The organism is Marinobacter sp. DUT-1 (assembly GCF_050379415.1).
In the GTDB taxonomy this organism is placed as follows: domain Bacteria; phylum Pseudomonadota; class Gammaproteobacteria; order Pseudomonadales; family Oleiphilaceae; genus Marinobacter.
The window spans coordinates 881,269-897,493 of the sequence record NZ_JBNRLS010000002.1; the positions used below are offsets into that span (position 1 = coordinate 881,269).

Consider the following 16,225-nt stretch of genomic DNA (forward strand, 5'->3'; position numbering starts at 1 on the left):
ACGCCCCAAACAACAAGAGATCGCCCATGGACGCTCTGCATTACCAACCGGCTCACGAACTCCTGCGCCACCTCGAGAACGGAACACTGACCAGTGAGCAGCTCGCCCAGGCCCTGCTGGCCCGCATCCGGGAACAGAACCCCGCCATCAATGCGGTGGTCACGCTCGATGAGAATCGTGTCCTGGAACAGGCGCGGGAAGCGGACCGGCAGCGTGCGAACAACCAGCATCTGGGCCCTCTGCACGGCCTGCCGCTCACCCTCAAGGACACCTGGGAAGTGGCCGGCATGACCTGCACCGCAGGCGCCCCTGCCCTGCGGAACCACCGACCACAACGCCACGCGGATGTGGTCAGCCGCCTGGAAGAAGCCGGCGCCATCATCCTGGGTAAAACCAACATTCCGCTCTACGCCACGGATTTGCAGAGCTACAACAAGCTGTTCGGTGTCACCAACAACCCCTATGACCCGACCCGCACACCCGGCGGCTCTTCAGGTGGCGCTGCGGCCGCCCTGGCTTCCGGCTTCACACCGCTGGAGGTCGGCAGCGACCTGGCAGGCTCCATCCGCATTCCCGCGCATTTCTGTGGCGTGTTCGGCCACAAACCCAGCCGGTCTCTCGTGTCGTTCCGGGGCCACATTCCGGGACCGCCCGGCACCGAATCCCAACCGGATCTGGCCGAAGGCGGCCCCATGGCCCGAAATGCGCGGGATCTGGAACTGCTGCTCCAAGTCATCGCCGGCCCACGCCCGGCCGAGAGCCGCAGCTGGGCTCTGGCCATGCAGCCGGCGCGGCTCAAGAAACTTGATCAGGCCCGGGTGGCGCTGTGGCTGGACGACCCCCTGTGCCCGGTTGAGGACGAACTGGTGGAAGGTTATCGAACTCTGGGCAAGAACCTGGAAGACCGGGGCGCCCTCGTGGCCGAGGCCAATCACCCCCTGCTCAGCCTGGAACACATTCTGCCGGCCTACTTCAACCTGCTGGGCAGCCTGATCGGAACTTCGCTGAAACCGGCCCAACGCCGGCAGATGAAATGGATCGCACTGCTGGAGCGCTGGCTACACCTGCTGGGCCCGATCACCCCTTACATTGGCGAATACGCCCGCGGGGTGAACCAGCGGATTTATGAGTGGATGCAGTGGAGCGAAGTCCGGGAAAAGATGCGGGCCGAGATTGAAACCCTGTTCGAGGATTTCGATGTATTGCTCACACCGATCACCCCCACAGCTGCCATCCATCACGACCACAGCCAACCGGTGTTCAAGCGACGTATCACCGTGGCAGGCAAACCCAGGGCCTATATGGATCAGTTTTGCTGGATCGCTCTGGCCACTCTGTTAGGGCTGCCCGCCACCTCAGTACCGATCGGGCGCACGAAAGAAGGCCTGCCCTATAACGTGCAGGTGATCGGGGCGCCCGGCACGGATCTGACGACGATCCGGTTCGGGGAATTGATGGAGGAGCACGGTCTGGCTGGCTTTGCTCCTCCTCAATAAGGCAATGTCAGGTTTTCGACAAAGGCCTCAAATTGCGGTTGTGACCCCCTGACTGGTCCACTCGACCAGGTCGTCAAAGGGCATTGGTCTGGCAAAATAGTAGCCCTGGAATGCCCCACAGCCATTCGCACTCAAAAACCGGACCTGCTCTTCCGTTTCAACGCCCTCGGCGATGACGTTCAGGTCCAGTTCCCGGGCGAGCGTGATCACGCCCTTGCATACAGCCGCATCCTTGTCGTTGGTGGTGACACGATCGACGAAGCTCCGGTCAATCTTGATCTTGTCCACGGGCAGGTTCCGCAGGTAAGCGAAACAAGAATACCCCGTTCCGAAATCATCGATTGCCGTGGCAATGCCCATCCCCGCCAGGGCGTTGAGTATATCGACCGCACCATCCGTATCCCTCATCAGGATCCCTTCGGTAAGCTCCAGTTCAAGGTATTCCGCTCGCAGCCCGGTTTTCGCCAGAATGCTCCTTACCGAACTCAGGAAACTGCGACGGTGAAACTGCAAAGGCGACAGGTTAACCGCCATACGGCCCCTCAGCAGTCCCATTTCCTGGAGCCGCTTCGCGTCACGGCAGGCCTGGGTCGTCACCCATTTACCCAACTGTACGATCTGACCGGTCTCTTCCGCCATCGGGATGAAGTCTGCGGGTGAGATAACGCCTTTCTCCGGGTGCTCCCAGCGAACAAGCGCCTCGAGGCCACACAAGTCACCGAACAAATTGACCTGGGGCTGATAATGCAGAACCAGCTGACCGGACTGGATCGCCTCCTGAAGTTCGTTTCTGAGCGCCACTCGCTTAGAGAGCTTGTTATCAAGGTCTGGCGAAAACAGCTCATAGGTGTCACGCCCTTGCTGTTTGGCCTTGTACATGGCCATATCGGCGTGTTGCAAAAGTTTTTCCGGCTGATCCAGATCTTCGGATAGTATGCTGATACCGATGCTCGCGGAAATAAAGAGTTCATGCGAGCCAATGATGTGTGGTTTGGAAAGTTCTTGCAGAATTCTCTCTGCCACGTTTTCCACCCGCCGTACGGACTCCACGTCCGGCAACAGGAGCACGAACTCATCCCCTCCGAACCGGACCAGGGTGTCGGAAGGACGAATCACGGTCTCAAGCTTCCGTGCCACGCTGATGAGCAGTTCATCTCCAACCTTGTGGCCCAGGGTATCGTTGATGGGTTTGAACTCGTCCAGGTCGATAAACAGCACGGCCAGGACCTGTCCACTCCGCTTCGCCAGGGAAACGTCATGCTTCAGGTGATCCTCGAACAGCGCACGGTTGCCCAACCCGGTCAGAACATCATGGGTCGCCTGGTATGCCAGCCGTTGCTCCTGTTCTTTCTTGTCCGAAATGTCCCGCATGATGGCAGTGTAATGGCTGATTTCGTCATCATGGTCGCGCACCGGGGTCACGGACATCTGGCTCCAGAAGGGTGTTCCGTCCCGACGGTAGCTTTTCATTGTCAGACTGATGCAGCGGCCGGCTTTCACGGCACGTCTGATGCGCCTGATGTCCGCCTCTTCTGTTTCTGGCCCGGTGAGCAGTCTGGCCGGAGCGCCCAGAACCTCGGCTTCGGAATAACCGGTCATCCTGGAAAAGGCAGGGTTCACATAAACCACCGGCAAACTCTCTGCCCGATAATCCACAATCACAACCCCGTTATCACTGGATTCCAGGCTGCGTTTGAAAATTCTCTGGCTTTCCTGGGACAGCAGTTTCTCCGTGATGTCCTTGGCGATGAAATAGGCTCCGGTGACGGCATCGTCCACCACGATGGGCAGAAAGTCACACTCATAGTTCCGGAGATCGCCGCTTCCCGGAGAGGCAAAGCCGATTTCAAAGGACTGGGTGTGCCCCGCCACGGCATTACTGAAGGCCGTCACGAAACGGCGTTTGTCATCCTCGGTCATCGCCGCGGCTCGCAACACCGTTTGGTAATGCGTGACCCCGACATCGGAGTCGTCCAGGCCAACGAGAGCCTTGGCTACCGAATTCAGCGCCCGGTAATAGCCCCGTTTGTCGAAGGCAATGATGGTATCGGGTGATCGGGAGAAAAGGGAGCGGAACTCCTGTTCGGCCTGACCAAGCACCTTCGTTTGATCCTTATAGGCACCAAGCAGATTCCGCCCCATGATCAACAGGTAGCTCATCCACAGACCGAAAAGCAGAACCGTCATCGGAAACAAAAAACGAAGCGAAAACAAGGCAGGTGGGCCGGCCCTGGCGGTCAGCAATACACTGGCTCCGGGGTCAAGCTCGACGACTGTCGTTTCACGGATTTCAGGCAGACCGGTATTCAGGCTCGGATCACTTTTCCCGGCAGCAGGTCCGACCGGCACGAGCGCAAGGTCGAATTCATGGTTGCTGTTGGGTACCTCGTACGCCAACATCTCACGGATATCGAATACAGCCAGAAACTCGCCAGCGGCGCGGTTGGTGGCGACGAGGCTCAGGACCTTGAACGGATCGCTATTGTCAGGGAAAAACCAGCTGTTGGCGATGTTCTGCTCTCGGGCCCGCCGCAGCCACGACAGAACATCAGGCTTGACCACCTGATCCATCAGCCACAATAAATCCCCCGGGGACCGTGCAGATCGCCATAGTGGCTGCCCTTCTCCCCTAACGACCATCAATGCATCCAGGGCCGGCTTGTCTGCATAGTAGCGACTGACTTCCAGTCGCCTGGTTTCATCGGGAACATCATTATCCCCAGCGGCCCAACGCCCGGCCAGACGGTCGATCAGTCTGACGTGCTCATCCACCCCATGCTCCAGGGTTTCCTGGTAGTGCTGGAGGATTGTCCGGGCCTCCTGATGGCGCTGCATATTGATGCTCCAGCTCGCCAACAGGAACAGGACAAAGGTGCCCATGACAGCCAGCAGGCCAATAAAAGCGCCCTTACAGTGAACCGAAAACCGCCTGCTCGCCTTCTGTTCAGAGAGGAGCACGAGGACTGCACCGAAAGCGATACAGTACAGCCCCCCAATCATGGAAAAGCCTGCCCCAAGACCGGCTACCTCTGCATCGAGCCCCTCGTACAAATGGCTGACCAGCACAATGGCACCAATGCCCACGCCGGTGCAGCCGGTAATGAATCCGAACAGACTCCCCCTGGCACTGCGCACACCCAAAAAGCTCACGCCAGCCATCATCAGCAGTGCCAGGGGTGGCAGCAGGTCCAATACATTAGAAACGCTAACCGGATGCAGCCCCCCCCCTGACCAGAGGGACAGCAGCGAACGAATCAGCCCGTAAACGCCGAATATGGAAACCAGACCTCCCGCCAGCATCCGCCAAAAGTGCCGAGGGAAAGTCAGGGCAAGAACGGCGAAACCGATAAGAATGATGGCAGGTGCCCCCTCCGGACTGAGCGTCAAGCGCTCCGGCACGGCCAGGAACGGCAGAGCCTCCATGGCAAAACTGATCAGGCCCGTAAGGACACTGCAGCCAAACAGGACCAGCAGGATCGCCTGCAGCCGAAACTCATTGGGTGTCGGGAGCATAGACTAGAGGAACCAGTGAAAAGATAGATGGCCACAAAAGTTGGCCAAGTCCTTGGGGCAAGAACTTTATAAAGTAAATCATGTGCATATTTCGCACCAAAATGGCCCGCCATGCAATAGTATTTTTTTTGAGCAGGGTCAGATTCCGTAAACTTTTGCAAAAGGTGGTTTCATAGTGAGGGTGCAACGGCATGAATCCAGGAATGCATCCCCTTAACATCGAAAATACCGATCCTTTAATATTAAAATATCAGGCGCTACCGAACACGCAGCGAACCTGCTCCGACGTGGCCACCTGGTAGCCCTTCCTACGGAGACCGTCTACGGTCTGGCCGGCGATGCCAGTAAATCCCAGCCGAATACGCCAACTATTGGTATACCGGCTCAGGACTTTCCGGAACAATTCTCTCGACGCGTCCCTAAAGGCTCGCGCATTGGCGTGATCTGGTGGCAATCCGTTCCCGGACCTGAGGCCGACGAATCCAGCCGGCTCCCTGCCGATCCGGATGAGTATGCCCGAATGCTGTATACCGCGATGCATTCGATGGACCTGCCTGATCTGGATTATCTGTTCATAGAGCTGCCACCGGAAACCGACCGCTGGATGGCCATTCATGACAGGCTCAGGCGGGCTTGTTCGAGATAGGCGAGTGAAGTATTGCAGATGAAAATTTGTGCTGGGGCTGAATGGCTTAATTCCAATGGTGTTGTAGGACCGAGTCGGCGCCAAGGCGAAGATTCGCCGGATTCAAATTGGACATGGAAGCCGAGAACCACCTGAGGACAAGGCTTGAGAATAGGGTTGCTCTTTCAGCCCGCCCCGTTCGCCCGAATAGCCAAAACCTCATTGAGCTGCTTCCAAAACCCAAGAATCACCTGGCGCTCCCCCTGCAGCTGAACCTCTTCGCAAGTGAACGTATAGAGCCTGATTGAGTAAATCCGATAGCGGAACCAACAGACTCCGGCAATGGAGGTGAGAAGTGTTATCCCTAACGATTTACTCCACAACATCCATGATGAAACGTTCTCCGCCGCCAACATCGCCATAGCGGTCGAAATCAACACTACACTCACGACAAAAGGCAATATCCAAGGGCGTCGGATCTCCCCCCAAAACACGTCTTCTACTTTGAGGCATCGGTCATCAGTGCGGATTTCAGAATAAGTCAGGATGGCCGGCTCTTCCGCCAAAACCTGGTTCGGAGATAGCGCCCACAACGGAACGTGATTTTCAGTGGCCGGATTATAACCACATTGCCTGCAGACGGTACTACGCCCCATGATTGTCTCAGTGCACGACGAACAGATCGAAAATGGATGTTCACCACGAAACTCTACATGGTGACTCTCAACTTCGTTTTCGAAATGGCCCATGTCTTGACTCTCAACTGCAATGTGGTCCGACAGCTCCTGAATAAGTGCGCAGCCTCAAGTCCCTGATGACTATCTAGATTCTATAAAGGACCTCGATGCTGTCACATAGGTAACTCGATACTTGGCCCTAATTGAATGGGAATTATCACTAGTCCGGAACGGGGTTGAACCCTCTTGAGAAATCGCGACGACAAACGCGTTGCTGTGGTCATGAACGACATGAGCGAGGTGACGAGGAGCTATTGGGAACAGGCAGGGTTTGGGGGGGGGAGGCAGGGTTTGGGGGGGGAGGCAGGGCACGGAGAAAAAGAGCTGACCCAAAAGCCCCCGCTCAAAAGCAACAAAGCCCGCAAAAGCGGGCTTTGTTTCAATAGTGGTAGCGGGGGCTGGATTCGAACCAACGACCTTCGGGTTATGAGCCCGACGAGCTACCAGACTGCTCCACCCCGCATCAAAACTGGTTGTCTTTCGGGGTAACCCCGATCAACGTGGCGCGCATGATACGGTCTGGGATGCAGACTGTCAAAGGATATTACGGCTCTCCCGTAATTATCTTTCCAGGATCGCCGTCACCCCCTGTCCGCCAGCCGCACAGATCGAAATCAGGCCCCTGCCGCTGCCCTTTTCCTCCAGCAGTTTGGCAAGCGTGGCCACGATCCGGCCACCGGTGGCAGCGAACGGATGACCAGTGGCCAGACTGCTGCCCTTTACGTTGAGCTTATCCCGATCAATGCTGCCCAGCGGCTTGTCCAGGCCCAGACGCTCCTTACAGAAGGCGGGATCTTCCCAGGCCTTGAGCGTGGAGAGAACCTGCGCGGCAAACGCCTCGTGGATCTCGTAGAAATCGAAATCCTGCAGCGTCAGACCGGCCTTCTCCAGCATCCGGGGCACCGCATACGTCGGCGCCATCAGCAAACCTTCCTTCTTGTCGACAAAGTCCACCGCAGCCACTTCCGAGAACGTCAGCCAGGCCTTCACCTCCAGATTGTTCTCCTTCGCCCACTCCTCACTGGCCAACAACACGCAGGACGCGCCGTCTGTGAGCGCAGTACTGTTGGCAGCCGTCATGGTGCCATTCTCGCGGTCAAACACCGGTTTCAACGTCGCCAGTTTCTCCAGAGTGGTATCCGGGCGGAGAATGTTGTCCTTCTCCAGCCCCGCCAGCGGTGTCATCAGATCGCTGAAAAAGCCTTCCTCATACGCCTTGGCCAGCTTCTGATGACTCTCCCAGGCCAACTGATCCTGATCTTCCCGGGCAATATCCCACTCCTTCGCCGTTACCTGGGCATGCTCACCCATGGACATCCCGGTTCGCGGCTCGCCATTCTCCGGAATCTCCGGCACCAGATGCCCCGGCCGGAACCGACCCAGAATCTTCAGCCGCTCCTTCGCCGTCTTCGCCCGGTTCAGATCCAGCAGAATCTCCCGCAGGCCCTCACCGACACCGATCGGCGCATCGGAGGTAGTATCGGTACCCCCGGCAATCCCGCACTCGATCTGGCCCAGGGCAATCTTGTTTGCCACCAGAATCGCTGCCTCCAGCCCGGTACCACAGGCCTGCTGAATATCATAAGCCGACGTCTCCGGCGCCAGTCCACAACTGAGCACCGACTCCCGGGTCAGATTGAAATCCCGCGAGTGCTTGATCACCGCACCGGCGACCACCTCGCCCATGCGCTTACCCTGGAGATCAAAACGATCCACCAGGCCACGGAGTGCGGACGTCAGCAGTTCCTGGTTACTGATCTTGCTGTAGGCGGTGTTGGATTTGGCGAAGGGAATGCGGTTGCCGCCGATAACCGCAACGCGGCGGATTCCGTTATCGGTCTTCTTCGCTGGTGACTTTCTCTGTGTACGTTTCGGAGCCTGTGCCATGGTCTTGTTACCTGAGTTAAATGAGGATGAGCGAATGAATGAACCCAGTATGGGGTGATTGGGGAGGCCTTTCCAAAACTGTGCGGAGCCATGGATGGCGGAGCCCAAGCGTCACAGGGACGTGCCGCAAGGAGCGTGTTTTGGAAAGGCCTCCCCAATCACCCTCCCCCAAGGTCTAAATCACCGGGACCCAGTCTAGCGACAGAACACAATGCCTCATTGGCGCCCCTGACAATCAACCAAAAGCATTGAGTCAATCCAAAAACTAAAGGATTCTTTACCCTGTAGGTCAAATTGCATCCAACCGCAAATACAAGGAAGACCCAATGTCTGACCTCTACCTTAAAATCGTCAACACCCCCGTCGGCAAATCCGCCGCCCAAACCCTGGGCCTGCCCTCACCCGTGCCCCTGAAACGCCTGAAACGCACCGACCAGCCCTTCATCGAAGGCGACGTCCTCGTCGGCGCGGCCCCCGGTGCCCGGGCCAATGCCACGGTAGGCAGCATCCTCGGCGCCAGCGCCGCCACCCTGCACCATGCCGCCGGCCCGGACACCCTGACCGATTCCGCCAAGGCCGGCAACAAAGCCAAGCCCCTCGAGATTGGCGGCGACATCGACCAGAAGTTCTCCGCCCTGGTATTCGACGGCACCGGCATCAAAACCCCGGAGGAGTTGCGGGCGGTCTACGACTTCTTCCACCCGACCATCAAAAAAATCGCCGGCAATGGCCGGATACTTGTGATCGGCATGGACCCGGCCAGCTGCCGAAAGGCACCCCAGGCCGCTGCGCAACAGGCCCTGGAAGGTTTTGTCCGCGCCGTGGGCAAGGAAATCGGCAAGAAAGGCGCCACGGCCAACCTGATCCGGATGGTGCCAGGCGCTGAAAAGCAACTGGACTCCAGCGTCCGCTTCTTCCTCTCCGCCCGCTCCGCCTATGTCGATGGCCAGGTGGTGCGCATCGGCAAGAGCACCGAAGCACCGGCCACCAACCCGGTGGCACCGCTGACCGGCAAAGTCGCCCTGGTGACCGGTGCCTCCCGGGGCATCGGCGAAGCCATTGCCCGCACCCTGGCCCGGGACGGCGCCACCGTCATCGGTCTGGACATCCCGCCGGCCATGGAAGATCTTCAGAAGGTGACCGATTCCATCAAGGGCAAGGCCCTGGCCTGCGACATCACCGACGAAAATGCACCGAAACTGATCGCCGACTTTGCGGAGGAACACTTTGGCGGCCTCGACCTGGTGGTCCACAACGCCGGCATCACCCGGGACAAAACCCTGGGTAACATGCCCGAGCACTTCTGGGACATGACCATCGCCGTGAATCTGTCTGCCGAAGAACACATTGACGAAGAACTGATGAAACGGGAACTGCTGCGGGAGAACGGCCGAATCGTGTGCATCTCCTCGATCAGCGGCATCGCCGGCAACTTCGGCCAGACCAACTACTCCACCGCCAAGTCCGGCGTGATCGGTTATGTCGAAGCCATGGCGAAACAGCTGAAGAACCGCATCACCATCAATGCCATTGCCCCCGGCTTCATCGAAACCCAGATGACCGCCGCCATGCCCATCACCATCCGCGAGGCCGGCCGGCGCATGAACAGCCTGTCCCAGGGCGGGCTGCCGGTGGATGTGGCCGAAGCGATTGCGTGGTACTGCAGCCCGGCGTCGAATGGCGTGAACGGGAATGTGGTGCGGGTTTGCGGGCAGTCGCTGATCGGGAAGTGAGATGGTGGACGGGGGCTGGTTGCCCCAGGGGTCTGATGAAAGCCTTCATCTGACCCCAGGTTAGCGGCAAGCTCTGAGTTTGACCTGAAAGTGGGGTCAGATGGAAAGCCGGAGGCTTTTCATCAGACCCCTGGGGTAGCGTCAGGCCTTAAAACGGGGTCAGATGAAGGCTTTCATCAGACCCCTGAGTGACCCCTAGAACGAAAAAAGGCCGATCCTCGCGGATCGGCCTTTTCGGAATTCTGGTGGGTGGTGCAGGGATCGAACCTGCGACCCTCGCCTTGTAAGGGCGATGCTCTCCCAGCTGAGCTAACCACCCGGGAAAAAATGGCGGAGCGGACGGGACTCGAACCCGCGACCCCCGGCGTGACAGGCCGGTATTCTAACCAACTGAACTACCGCTCCGCATCAATTCAGCCCGTGGGCTTGAACCTGAAACCGGATGGGGTGATCCGGTGATGCCTTTGAAAGACTCTGAAAGTGGTGGGTGGTGCAGGGATCGAACCTGCGACCCTCGCCTTGTAAGGGCGATGCTCTCCCAGCTGAGCTAACCACCCACTTCCAACCTCGAGAGGCTTTCAAGTCCTTGCTGTCTCAAGCAAGTGAGACGCGCATTTTAAGCATTTCGCTGACGGTGTCAAACCTTTTCCGGAAATTTTCTGAAAAAATCTGCAAGCCATTCAAAATCGGGCGGTTTTTAACCAAAACCTGATCAGAAACCGGTCATTTACCGGAGCCGTTTTTCGGCCCCTTTTCCACCAGCCGCTGGCCCGCCTGTTCGGCCTTTTGGCGCAGGGACAACTCACTCACCCGCGAGCGCCGATCATCGGGAATGGACCGGCTCGCCAGCGAGCAATTCAGCTCCTCAAGGCGTCTCCGGACATCCTCAAGCCCCTGCATGGCCCGGGGCACCACATCATCGGCCAGCTTTTCCAGCCGGCCCTGCAATCGATCCTTCAAAGACATCGTCCTGACTTCCTGATTCATTTCACTGAATGCAGTGTAGTAACCCGTTCCGGCATTCACAATTGTGAAACTGCTCCTGCGCCCTGTCGATTCAGCCAATGCTCAGAAAAACCACCAGCCCCCGGATTCGGCCTCTTCCCGACGCTCCCGCTCCTCCTCCAGCGCCGCATAGTCCCGCTCCAGCTTGCGGATCTTCCGCTCTGCCTCCAGTGGCACCGTCGGGCCACCACCGAACGGCCAATACCAGGGGGCGGAATCGTATTTTCCCGTCTCCTTGAGGCGCTCAACCTCCAGCTCCCGCTCTTCCTCCAGCGCGGTCAGCGAGCGCTCATAGTCGATATCCTCGTTCACCTCCACAATCGAGGTGGCGGCATGATTGGGCGCCAACAAGTCGCTGTTCAGGAACTGCGTCGATACGATCTCCCCGGCCTGCATGGCATAGCTGCGGGTTACCAGCTGAAGGTCCCCCTCAGTCAAGGGATGCTCGGGATCCAGGTCCGGATGGATCTGCTCCGGTTCCGTGAGCTCGTTGTACCGCAGGTAGTAGATCTGCCCCGGCTCCACACGGAGTGTGGCATCGGCAATCAGACTGAGACTGAACGAATTCAGCCCCTCCAGTCCGAGCAGCGGCCGACGCATGGCGATGTGGCGCTCACCGGGACTCACCTCGAGCCAGGTGTAGCTGTCGTTGCGGATATTGAAATAGTGATGGTCGTCTATATAAACGCTGGGCGCCTCGATCTCATCCGCCGCCCACTGGGAATGGGTGCGGTAGAAATAAAGAAGGGCGTTATCCGGATCCCACTGGTCATCCGGGATGTGAACGAAATCGGGGCCGGACACCGGGTGCAGGAAAGACCCGACGCTCTTTCCGATCGACTGGTACACCGTACAACCGGAACCAAAAACCAGAAGCGACAGCGCCAGAAGGGTTCGTTTGCTCATTGTTCTTGCTCTTCATCCCTTTGCGAGTTGCCTGATCATAACAACTGGCTCCCGCCAGAAATGAGAGCTACCGCAAGGGATGAATACAAACTGTTACAAAGCGCCGAACACCTCGTTTAACGAAAACTCAACAGCCCGATCACTGACCGGACATCCTCGCCTCCAGCCGGTCCACCTCATCCGACAGGCGAACCAGCCGAGACGTCAGCTGCGCCCGGGACGCATCGATGGAGTCCACCGTCTGTTTGAGAGAGGCCAACTGGTTACGCAGGGATCGAACCTCCGAACTGCCCGCTACCCCATCCGTCTTCTTCTCCAGGGCAGAAATCCGGCTCTCCATGCCACTGATCCCCAACTTCTGCTCCTGCTCGAAACGACGAATCCGGCTCTCGATCACCTGATCCACATCCGCCATCTGCTGGCTGAGTTTGGTAATCTGCTCCGAGGCCTGGGCGGTGTTTTCCTTCAGCGCAACAATCGACGTCTGCGTCTGTTCATCAAGCGCGGCAATCTCCGAAGACAGAGAAGCCTGGGCTTCTTCGAGTGTGGATTCCAGACCGGCGACCGCCTTCTTCTCTTCCTCCAGCGCCGACTTCAGCGTCGCCAACTGCTCCTCATGCTCATCCAGCCGCGCCTTGTTACGCTCGTTGGCCACAACCCACAACTTCCGAATCTCACTGGAAGCTTCCTCTAGCCCCGACTTGTTCGACGCGATCTGCTCCTCCAGCGATTGCCCCCGCTCCTGAAGATTCTCCCCGGTCTCCGAGAGTTCACCCTCGAACCGCGCTAACGCCAACTTACTCTGCCGCGCCCAGTAATCCGCCTCCTCCAGCTGCGACTCCAACGCCTGGATCCGCTGATTCTGGGAATACCAACCGGCAACCGCAGCCACCGCAACCGCAATCAACAACAACCAGACAGCGGCCAGGCCGCCCTTACCATTGCCCCCGTTCCCGTTACCCGCCGGCGGTTTCCGGCCGCCACCAGAGCCACCGGAACGATCAGCCGGCGCAGCGGCGGCCTTTTTCGGAGCAGAGCGTTTCCGCTCGCTACTGCCAATCGGCGCGTCTGCTCGAAGTTCGTCGTCATCTGGGCGGATGGAATCCATTACTGCTCCTGGGTCTGAGTTCTGGTTGTTCATTCTTCTGCGGGCCGAATCATTAATAACGTAGATCCGGACGGCTCTGTCTGGATTATGGACGCTTTTCAGGTCAACGACTGATAATACATGCACTTATGAACGGGGTGAAATGAAGCTCCGCTAATGTGGCACGGGGTCGGGGTCAGAAGAAAGCATTCTTCTGACCCCTTTTTAGCGGCAACAACGGAGTCTGACCTTAAGATGGGGTCAGATGAAGGCTTTCATCAGACCCCTGAGGATGGCTCCGTCTTCAATGCCCTGCCGGCACCATGCACCCAAATAGTCAAGTTGCATGCCAAGTAGCCAAAACATACAATGGCCGGCTTTCCAATTATCTCAGGATGTTGCATATGCAGCCGCTTGTAGGACTCATCATGGGCTCCAAATCCGACTGGCCCACCATGGAACACGCCGCCAACATGCTCGAGAAACTCGGCGTACCCTACGAAACCAAAGTCGTCTCCGCCCACCGCACCCCGGACCTGCTCTTTGACTACGCCAAAACCGCCGCCGACCGCGGCCTGAAAGTCATCATCGCAGGCGCCGGCGGAGCCGCGCACCTCCCGGGCATGGTCGCCTCCCAGACCGCCCTGCCCGTACTCGGTGTCCCGGTCCAGTCCAAAGCCCTGAACGGCCTCGACTCCCTGCTCTCCATCGTCCAGATGCCGGGCGGTATCGCCGTCGGCACCCTGGCCATCGGCAAAGCGGGAGCCACCAACGCCGGCCTGCTGGCAGCACAAATCATCGGCACCTTCGACAACAATGTCCGAAAGGCCGTAGAGGAATTTCGTTCGACCCAGACTCAAACGGTGCTCGATAATCCGGATCCCAGCGATCAGTAGACCCTGATATCCCGGAGCTGACTGGCACCACGAACTTGGGAGAAGGGAGTCTTAGGGGTATCCTTTCCAAAACACGCTACAAGCACGTCCATGTGCGCTTGTTTCGGGCCGTCCCTGGCCCTCAACAGTTTTGGAAAGGATACCCCTAAGACTCCCCGTACTTGTTGTGATAGCCGTTCAAGCTCAGAAAAGGGCAAACTTGTCGGGTACTTGAGAAATCTGACTAGCGCGATTGCAGTGTGAAAAAGCGGTTGTGCACAAGGTCCAGTTGAGCGGGTTGGGTAAGGCTTTCCAAAACTGTGCGGAGCCATGGATGGCGGAGCTCAAGCGTCACAGGGACGTGCCGCCAGGAGCGTGTTTTGGAACGCCTTACCCAACCCGCTCACACTCCCGAAGTCAGACCAGAAATCAGACTAAACTCATATGCCAAACCATGGCAGGAGAACACAAATGAGAATTGGTGTACTAGGCGCCGGCCAACTCGGGCGCATGCTGGCCCTCGCCGGATACCCGCTGGCCAAGACCTTTGTATTCTACGACATGTCCGGCAGCCCCAGCGCCGGACTTGGCGAAGTCATCATCGACCGCGAAGGCCAATACCTGGACGACTTCCTGTCCAGGGTAGACCGCGTCACCTACGAATTCGAACACCTGCCGGTCGAGGTTGCCGAAAAACTGGCCAAAGAAAAGCCGGTCCACCCCTGCCCCCGCGCCCTGCAGGTGTGCCAGAACCGCGAAGCCGAGAAAACCCTGTTCGGCCAGCTTGGCATCCCCACCCCCGAGTGGAAAATCGCCGACAGCGCCGAATCCCTGAAAGCCGCCGCCGAAGAGCTCGGCTGCCCCGTGGTCGCCAAGTCCATTACCGAAGGCTATGACGGCAAAGGCCAGGCGGTTCTGAAAGATCACGAAGACGCCGAAAGCGCGTGGGAAAGCATCGGACACCGGCGTCTGATCGTCGAGAAATTCGTCAACTTCAAGCGTGAGGTATCCATCATCGCGGTGCGCGCAGAAGACGGCGAACTGGCCTTCTACCCGATGGCCGAGAACACCCACCACGAGGGCATCCTGCGCTACTCCATCGCCCCGGCCCCCGGCCTCGAAAGGCATGTCCAGGAAGACGCCGAGCGCTACATCAAGGCGCTGTTGAACGAATTGGACTACGTCGGCGTATTGACTCTTGAGCTGTTCGAGACCGAAGACGGGCTGGTGGCGAACGAGATGGCACCCCGGGTGCACAACTCCGGCCACTGGACCATCGAAGGGGCCATGACCAGCCAGTTCGAGAACCACATCCGCGCCGTCAGCGGCCACCCGCTGGGAAATGTCGCGCCCCGTGGTCTAAGCTGTATGATCAATATCATTGGCGAGCACGGCGACATCGAGCGGATTCTGGAACTGCCCTACGCGCACGTTCACCTCTACAATAAAGGGGAGCGGCCGGGCCGCAAGCTGGGTCATGTGAACATCCTGGCGGACAGCTACGAGGAGCTGGTCTGGCGGGTCCGGAACTGCGCGCAGTTCCTGCCGGGCTGCCCGGAGTTTAAAAGTTCTTTGACACCAAAGGGTTGATATAGCTCAAATCGCCCTTATATTGCAGCAACGTACACTCACATAAACAGAGAGACAGGGAGAACGACCTCATGGCATTTGAACTTCCCGCACTGCCTTACGAAAAAAACGCACTGGAACCGCACATCTCTCAGGAAACCCTCGAGTACCATTACGGTAAGCACCACAACACCTACGTCACCAAGCTGAACGGCCTGATTGAAGGCACTGACAATGCCAACAAGTCCCTGGAAGACATCATCAAGAGCTCCAGTGGCCCGCTGTTCAACAACGCAGCCCAGGTGTGGAACCACACCTTCTACTGGCACTGCCTGAGCCCGAACGGTGGCGGTGAGCCGACTGGCGCAGCCAAGGACGCCATCGAGAAGGCCTTCGGTTCTTTCGAAGACTTCAAGAAAGAGTTCAACGACAAGGCCGCCAACAACTTCGGTTCCGGCTGGACCTGGCTGGTGAAGAAGGCTGACGGCAGCGTGGCTATCGTCAACACCAGCAACGCGGAAACCCCGCTGACTGGCGCGGACAAGCCGGTACTGACGGTAGACGTTTGGGAGCACGCCTACTACATCGACTACCGCAACTCCCGCCCGAACTACCTGGAAGCGTTCTGGAACCTGGTTAACTGGGATTTCGTCAACGAAAACCTGGCATAATCAGCCGATTCCGGCTTTCAGACGGCGGTCCATTCGGGCCGCTGCAAGCGCCCGCCTTCGTGCGGGCGTTTTTGTATCCGTTCAGCACCAAAAATGAACAAATTGATACAACCCTGCCGGG

12 protein-coding genes and 4 tRNA genes are annotated in these 16,225 nt (G+C 58.2%); 6 read left to right on the plus strand and 10 right to left on the minus strand.

Going from position 1 to position 16,225, the window contains the following annotated elements:
• Positions 1-26: 26 nt before the first annotated feature.
• Positions 27-1,496 (plus strand): amidase, encoded by a 1,470-nt coding sequence (locus ACQUTG_RS09655; RefSeq protein ID WP_428919181.1) that lies wholly within the window; start codon positions 27-29, stop codon positions 1,494-1,496.
• 27 nt (positions 1,497-1,523) lie between these two features.
• On the opposite strand, the gene ACQUTG_RS09660 is transcribed toward ACQUTG_RS09655, so the two are convergent.
• Positions 1,524-5,009, minus strand: a complete 3,486-nt coding sequence (locus ACQUTG_RS09660; RefSeq protein WP_428919182.1) for an EAL domain-containing protein — start codon at positions 5,007-5,009, stop codon at positions 1,524-1,526.
• Positions 5,010-5,337: 328 nt separating this feature from the next.
• On the opposite strand from ACQUTG_RS09660, the gene ACQUTG_RS09665 reads away from it, so the two are divergent.
• On the plus strand, positions 5,338-5,655 hold the full coding sequence (locus ACQUTG_RS09665) for a Sua5 family C-terminal domain-containing protein (protein ID WP_428919268.1): 318 nt from the start codon (positions 5,338-5,340) through the stop codon (positions 5,653-5,655).
• 164 nt (positions 5,656-5,819) lie between these two features.
• Here the strand turns inward: ACQUTG_RS09665 and ACQUTG_RS09670 are convergent, their stop codons facing one another.
• From ACQUTG_RS09670 to ACQUTG_RS09680, 3 genes are all read right to left on the minus strand, one after another.
• The gene (locus ACQUTG_RS09670; protein WP_428919183.1) at positions 5,820-6,383 is read right to left on the minus strand and encodes a hypothetical protein; all 564 of its coding nucleotides are present in this window, start codon (positions 6,381-6,383) and stop codon (positions 5,820-5,822) included.
• 374 nt (positions 6,384-6,757) lie between these two features.
• A tRNA-Met gene (locus ACQUTG_RS09675) sits at positions 6,758-6,834 on the minus strand.
• Positions 6,835-6,932: 98 nt separating this feature from the next.
• On the minus strand, positions 6,933-8,258 hold the full coding sequence (locus tag ACQUTG_RS09680) for an acetyl-CoA C-acetyltransferase (protein ID WP_428919184.1): 1,326 nt from the start codon (positions 8,256-8,258) through the stop codon (positions 6,933-6,935).
• Positions 8,259-8,584: 326 nt separating this feature from the next.
• Here ACQUTG_RS09680 and ACQUTG_RS09685 point away from each other — a divergent pair, with 326 nt between their 5' ends.
• Positions 8,585-9,991 (plus strand): 3-oxoacyl-ACP reductase, encoded by a 1,407-nt coding sequence (locus tag ACQUTG_RS09685; protein ID WP_428919185.1) that lies wholly within the window; start codon positions 8,585-8,587, stop codon positions 9,989-9,991.
• A gap of 243 nt (positions 9,992-10,234) precedes the next feature.
• Here the strand turns inward: ACQUTG_RS09685 and ACQUTG_RS09690 are convergent.
• The 6 genes from ACQUTG_RS09690 to ACQUTG_RS09715 all read right to left on the minus strand — a co-directional run bounded on the left by ACQUTG_RS09690 (position 10,235) and on the right by ACQUTG_RS09715 (position 13,010).
• Positions 10,235-10,310: transfer RNA gene (locus ACQUTG_RS09690), tRNA-Val, on the minus strand.
• A gap of 9 nt (positions 10,311-10,319) precedes the next feature.
• Positions 10,320-10,396, minus strand: a tRNA-Asp gene (locus ACQUTG_RS09695).
• A gap of 76 nt (positions 10,397-10,472) precedes the next feature.
• Positions 10,473-10,548 (minus strand) — tRNA-Val (locus ACQUTG_RS09700).
• Between the two features lie 166 nt (positions 10,549-10,714).
• Positions 10,715-10,957, minus strand: coding sequence for a hypothetical protein (locus ACQUTG_RS09705; protein ID WP_428919186.1), 243 nt, complete (start codon positions 10,955-10,957; stop codon positions 10,715-10,717).
• A 102-nt stretch (positions 10,958-11,059) separates the two neighbouring features.
• Positions 11,060-11,902, minus strand: coding sequence for a DUF2846 domain-containing protein (locus ACQUTG_RS09710; RefSeq protein ID WP_428919187.1), 843 nt, complete (start codon positions 11,900-11,902; stop codon positions 11,060-11,062).
• 139 nt (positions 11,903-12,041) lie between these two features.
• Positions 12,042-13,010, minus strand: a complete 969-nt coding sequence (locus ACQUTG_RS09715; RefSeq protein ID WP_428919188.1) for a hypothetical protein — start codon at positions 13,008-13,010, stop codon at positions 12,042-12,044.
• A 383-nt stretch (positions 13,011-13,393) separates the two neighbouring features.
• Between ACQUTG_RS09715 and purE the strand changes: the two genes are divergently transcribed.
• The 3 genes from purE to sodB all read left to right on the plus strand — a co-directional run bounded on the left by purE (position 13,394) and on the right by sodB (position 16,104).
• The gene (gene purE, locus ACQUTG_RS09720; protein ID WP_428919189.1) at positions 13,394-13,885 is read left to right on the plus strand and encodes a 5-(carboxyamino)imidazole ribonucleotide mutase; all 492 of its coding nucleotides are present in this window, start codon (positions 13,394-13,396) and stop codon (positions 13,883-13,885) included.
• 450 nt (positions 13,886-14,335) lie between these two features.
• Positions 14,336-15,454: a 5-(carboxyamino)imidazole ribonucleotide synthase gene (locus ACQUTG_RS09725; RefSeq protein ID WP_428919190.1), complete on the plus strand. Its 1,119-nt coding sequence runs from the start codon at positions 14,336-14,338 to the stop codon at positions 15,452-15,454.
• A gap of 71 nt (positions 15,455-15,525) precedes the next feature.
• Complete coding sequence (gene sodB, locus ACQUTG_RS09730) at positions 15,526-16,104, plus strand: superoxide dismutase [Fe] (protein ID WP_113862535.1); 579 nt, start codon at positions 15,526-15,528, stop codon at positions 16,102-16,104.
• Positions 16,105-16,225 lie beyond the last annotated feature (121 nt).